The sequence below is a fragment of the Candidatus Cloacimonadota bacterium genome (assembly GCA_034661015.1).
Classification (GTDB): Bacteria; Cloacimonadota; Cloacimonadia; order JGIOTU-2; family JGIOTU-2; genus JAYEKN01.
Window position 1 is genome coordinate 3,300 of record JAYEKN010000123.1, and the last position, 5,843, is coordinate 9,142.

General features: G+C 35.4%; 4 protein-coding genes. All 4 read left to right on the forward strand.

Features of this window, described 5'->3' with window-relative positions:
- On the forward strand, positions 1 to 589 hold a 589-nt coding region (locus U9P79_05055; protein MEA2103996.1), incomplete at its 5' end, for a class I SAM-dependent methyltransferase.
- 271 nt (positions 590 to 860) lie between these two features.
- Positions 861 to 1,577, forward strand: a complete 717-nt coding sequence (locus U9P79_05060; protein MEA2103997.1) for a DUF364 domain-containing protein — start codon at positions 861 to 863, stop codon at positions 1,575 to 1,577.
- Between the two features lie 203 nt (positions 1,578 to 1,780).
- Positions 1,781 to 4,174: an endopeptidase La gene (lon, locus tag U9P79_05065; protein ID MEA2103998.1), complete on the forward strand. Its 2,394-nt coding sequence runs from the start codon at positions 1,781 to 1,783 to the stop codon at positions 4,172 to 4,174.
- Between the two features lie 461 nt (positions 4,175 to 4,635).
- On the forward strand, positions 4,636 to 5,658 hold the full coding sequence (locus U9P79_05070; protein MEA2103999.1) for an NAD(P)H-dependent glycerol-3-phosphate dehydrogenase: 1,023 nt from the start codon (positions 4,636 to 4,638) through the stop codon (positions 5,656 to 5,658).
- The last annotated feature ends 185 nt before the right edge of the window (positions 5,659 to 5,843 follow it).

Below are 5,843 nucleotides of genomic sequence, written 5' to 3' on the forward strand. Positions count from 1 at the left end.
TAGTAGTTTAAGGAATTCTAATATGCAAAATTGGGAAAAAAATAAAGGAGTAACTTTTTTGAAAAAAGTTGGCATCCGAAAGGATTTTCATCTGCTTGATTTTGGGGCAAGAAGAGGAACTTACAGCCTACCTGCTGCTAAAATTGTAGGGAAAAATGGAGAAGTATTTTCTTTGGATAAAAATAAATCTGCTTTGAATACTTTGCAAAACAGATCAAAAAATCTGGGTTTGGAAAATATTAAAATTGTCAATACAGATGGTAATTTGCAATTAGATTTCCCAAATAATTTTTTTGATGCGGTTTTGTTTTATGATATTCTCCACATGCTTACAAAAGATCAAAGAAAGTTGATTTTTACAGAAGCATTTCGGGTGTTAAAACCAAAAGCATTGCTCAGTGTTTATCCAAAGCATATAAAAACCGATTGTCCTAATGCGGAATTTAAAAATTTATCCTTAGAAGATGTAATTTCAGAAATTGAAGAACACAATTTTATATTTTCAGAAAAAATATGCGATAATCTAATGCATGACGATTTTCCAAACTTTGGATGTGTGATTAATTTTATTCCTTTAACCCTCCAATAATAATGAAATACATTTGTTCCGACAAAAGATTAATGAAGAATTATCAATCGCTTTCAGCGAATAATGATTTTTCATTTATTTCACTGGGGTAGCAAATCAACTCTAGCCTATTTTACTTAACTGCTTTGCAGTAAAGATTAGAAAATGATATAGCCTAAAAAATGATAATTCTATTTAATTTCACAAAATCATTTCGTGTTTTTTCGTGCCTGCCCCGTTAAATTGGTTTGTGTATTTAACCGGGGTATTTCGTTGTAAAAAATATTTTAATATGAAAAAAGCACAACCCGATCCACTGCAATTTTTATTGGACAAATATAGCCTTGATATTGGCAAAATAGATCAAATTTCTTGTGGCGCAAAATATTCTGCAGTCATGCTAACAAATGGGAACATCGGCGTTTGTGCAAACTTGAGATCGAAAATATCACTCAAAAAGCATGACTTAAAAATTCCTGATATGAATAATTTTCATCATAGGATTTTACTCACCGCCTATTTCAACGCCTTGCTAAATTATTCAAATCAATACGATAATGGTGGTGATATGTTTGAGTTAATTGATTTTTCCCAGTATAAAAGTTTGGTAATGATAGGGCTTTTTTATCCGATTGTGCGGAAACTTCAAAATGCCGGTATCCCGATTAACATATTTGATTTGAACAAGACGGATGAAATTTTGACTCCTATTTCAGAACAAAAAAAATATCTTAAAAAAGCAGATGCGATCATTCTTACCGGTACTGCGATTTTCAATAAAACTTTTGTGGATCTAATTAGAAATACAAACTCGAATTGCGAGATTTTTATGCTTGGTCCTTCCTCAATTATGCATCAGAAAATTTTGGAATACAAAAACATGAAATTTATCTTCGGATCAGTATTCAAAAAATATGATGAAAGAATTTTAGAAATAATTAGAAACGGTGGGGGAACACAAAGGTTTTTAAAATTTGGCAGAAAGGTTTTTATTTCAAAAAACGGATAAGGCGACGTTAGCAAACGTCGCCTTCGATGAACGACACATCATTTCCAACGTCGCCATTCTCAAAACAAAAAACGTATAATCCTTTTCGCAATATTGCAAAATCCCAATTTTTATTAAAATAAAATTTACAGAAATATTGATAAATATTTCTCGTATTGTAAAATTTGTAAACAAATAATTGAATAAAAATTTTTGGAGATTATATGAATAAAGACACCAAAGAAAATTTAGAAAAGGAGCAAGATAATCAAAATTCTAATCTGGTCATTGTTTCCGATATTTTACCAGACAAATTGCTGGTTTTACCAATTAATAAACGTCCCGTTTTCCCGGGAATGATGCTTCCGCTTACGTTCTCTGGTGAAACACACCTCAAAATCGTGAAGCGAGCCTACGAAAAAGAAAAGGGATTTCTCGGTATAGTCTTAATTGATGAAATTAACAATGAAAATTTTCTTAAGTCCAAATTATATTCTGTTGGGACAGTGGTTAAGATTCATAAAATGAATCATGCTGCGGATAATTCCATTCAACTTTTAACACAAGGCTTAGAAAGATTTTCTTATCAACGGACAGAGTGGAACAAGCATATTTTGAAATGGAAAATAAAATACCATTCTGAGGAAACGGTTGAACCTTCGGACGAATTGCGTGCCTATACAATGGCGATTATGTCAGCTCTAAAAGAGATGTATAAACGGGATCAGATATTTCAGGAGCAGCTCAAGATCGTGATGTCGCAAATTTCATATAATAACACAGCCCAATTGCTGGATCTTGTTGCTTCAATTCTTCACAGTGATGCAGAGGAACTTCAGGATGTACTCGAAGCATTTGATTTGATAGAAAGAAGTAAAAAAATTCTCACTCTTCTGAAAAAGGAATTAGAGTTAACTCATTTGCAACAGGATATTGAAAATCAAATTGAAGAGAAAATTTCCAAGCAACAGCGGGAATTTTTTTTAAACGAACAGCTGAAGATCATTAAAAAAGAATTGGGTCTGGAAATGGATGATAAGACCGCAGAAATCGAAAAATTCAAAGATAGAATTAAGGATCTGATATTGACCCAAGAAGCGTCAAAAACTATTCAGGCGGAGCTACAAAAATTGCAAATGTTGCCTCCTTCTTCTCCTGAATATAATGTAACACGTTCTTACCTTGACATTCTTACAGAATTGCCATGGGGGAAATACTCCCAAGATCATCTTGATATTAAGAAAGCAAGAAAGATTTTGAACGAAGATCATTATGGGTTGGAAGACGTGAAAGAACTTATCCTGCAATTTATCAGTACGATCAAGAAACGCAAAACAGTTGCTGGTTTTATTCTTTGTCTTATAGGTCCTCCGGGAGTGGGAAAAACTTCTTTGGGACGTTCTGTGGCACGTGCCTTAAACAGGAAATTTTTCCGTTTTTCACTTGGTGGAATGCGAGACGAAGCTGAGATAAAAGGGCATCGAAGAACTTATGTTGGTGCAATGCCGGGTAAGATAATCCAAAGTTTGAAAAGAACCGGTACTTCAAATCCCGTTATCATGCTCGATGAAATTGATAAAGTGGGAAATGGTTTTCGGGGAGATCCGGCTTCTGCTTTGCTCGAAGTTCTTGATCCCGAAGAGAATTTTGAGTTTCTCGATCATTATCTTGATGTGCGTTTCGACCTTTCCAAAATATTGTTTATCACAACTGCAAATCAGTTAGACACAATTCCAAGACCATTGTTGGATAGAATGGAAGTGGTGAAACTTTCCGGCTATATTCTACAAGAAAAAGTGGAAATTGCACATCGCTATCTTATTCCGCGTCAAAGGAAAAAGCACGGACTTAAAGCAAAAGAAGTAAAGATAACCCCAAAGGCGATTGAATTTATTGCCGATAATTATGCCAGAGAAGCCGGAGTTCGCGGTCTGGAGAATCAGATAAAAAAAATTATGCGACAGGTAACTTTGCTTCAGGCGGAAAAGTTAAAAAAGAAATATTCTATCAGTATTCGCAATGTAGAAGATTTTTTGGGAAAACCTATGTTTTTTACGGAAAAATTGTATCATAGACCAATCCCCGGTGTTACTCTGGGACTTGCATGGACATCACTCGGCGGAACAACTTTATACATCGAAGCAAATGCGATAAAAAGCAAGCAAAATGGATTCAAGCAAACCGGTCAACTCGGAAATGTGATGAAAGAATCTTCCGAAATTGCTTACTCATACATTCGTTCTATTTTATCTGAAAATGATAAATATAAGGATTTTTTCAATCAGAACTTCATTCATCTTCATGTGCCGGCTGGAGCAACCCCAAAGGACGGTCCCTCTGCAGGAATTACCATGGCTTTGGCTCTCTATTCTTTGGCAACAAACAAACCTGTTAAAGAGAATTTTGCTATGACGGGTGAATTAACTCTTACCGGCAAAGTACTCCCTATAGGGGGATTAAAAGAAAAAACGATTGCCGCCAGACGCGTAGGAGTTTTTAATTTGATATTCCCACTTGATAATAAAAGAGATTTTGATGAATTACCCAAATATATCAAAAAGGGAATCAAAGCTAATTTTGTGGACTATTTTAAAGATGTGCTTGAATTTTCATTTTAAAAATTCTTTTTTCTTTTACATATCCTCAATCCCATTTATTCTTTACATGTTCCCAATCCTTATTCTTCACTTGACCACCAATCCCTTTTCTTCATCTGTTCCAAAGCCCTATTCATCACTTGTTCCCAAGCCTTATTATTAACTTGTTCCCATCCGCCAGCTGGCGGATTGGGAACACAATTTGATGTCAAGCCCCAGCTTGACGAAAATATATAGTCAACCTGAAATAAAGTAAGAAAAAAAAAGGATCTAACTTTTCATGGCAATAGAATTTAGCCACAAGTCGGTGCCTTGCGAAGCAAGGCTTGCGTTCCTCCCGAAAGCTTTCGGGAAGGCTTGGGAACAAGAATTGATTTGGGATTTGTAAATAATGGTGTGAGACATTGTTTGATGAAACTACAAAAGAAAAAGCAGCATAGGGCGAGATCTGTGTTTAAAATATGATGAAAAAAAGGAACTTAATGATGAAAAAAATATCAGTAATAGGTATGGGAAGTTGGGGGACAACTCTTGCAATTCTTCTCGCTGAAAAGGGATTTTCTGTTTTTGGCTGGGAATGGATAAAAAACCGAGCCGAGGGTATGGAGAAATATCGAGAAAATAAAATATTTCTCCCCGGATGCCATTTCCCTGATAATGCGAATAGTAAATATCGTATGAAAATTTCGAACGATTTGGATTTTGTTGTGGAAAATGGTGATATAATCTTACTGGCGGTTCCTTCGCACATTATCAGAAAAATCTGCGAGAGTGAAAAAAATCTTCTTGCAGGAAAGCAGATCGTAAATGTGGCAAAGGGAATAGAAAACGGTTCTTTAATGAGAATGTCCGAAGTGATTCACGATGCAACCGGAATTTCATATGAAAATATTCTTACACTTTCCGGACCAACTCATGCGGAAGAAGTTAGCAAAAAACTTCCGGCAACAATCGTAGCAGCCTCAAAGAGTAAAGAATTTGCAAAACAAATACAAAATATTTTTATGACAGATTTTTTTCGAGTTTATACCAGCAATGATTTGGTAGGGGTTGAATTGGGTGGATCTACAAAAAATATAATTGCGATTGGAGCCGGTATTTCCAGCGGAATGAATCTCGGCGACAATGCAGCAGCTGCTTTGATTGCAAGGGGTCTTCGCGAAATCACCCGTTTGGGTATAAAGTTTGGAGCCAATCCCCATACTTTTTCAGGCATTTCAGGAATCGGCGATTTGATTGTTACTTGTGGGAGTGAACACAGTAGAAACAGGCACGTAGGTGTTCTCCTTGCAAAAGGAAAATCCCTTCAAAAAATAATTGACGGGATGGAAATGGTCGCTGAAGGAGTTAAAACTACAAAATCCGTTTATTACCTAAGTGAAAAATTCGGAATTGATATGCCAATCACACGGCAAATATATCGGGTATTATTTGAGGGTCTTTCACCTCAACAAGCTCTCAGAAATTTGATGACGAGAGAGGGGAAAAGTGAAGAAGAATTTTAAAATTAACCACCTATTAACACCTATATGAATTCGGTAAATGAAAATATACAAAAAAGGGAGGAGGGAAAAGGGAGAAGGGAAAAGGGAGAAGAAAAAAGTAAAAAGAAAAAAGTAAAAATCAAAAAGACCAAAAAGAAAAATTAGATGAAAAACTCTGCGTTCTCTCCGTTCTCGGCGGTGAAAAA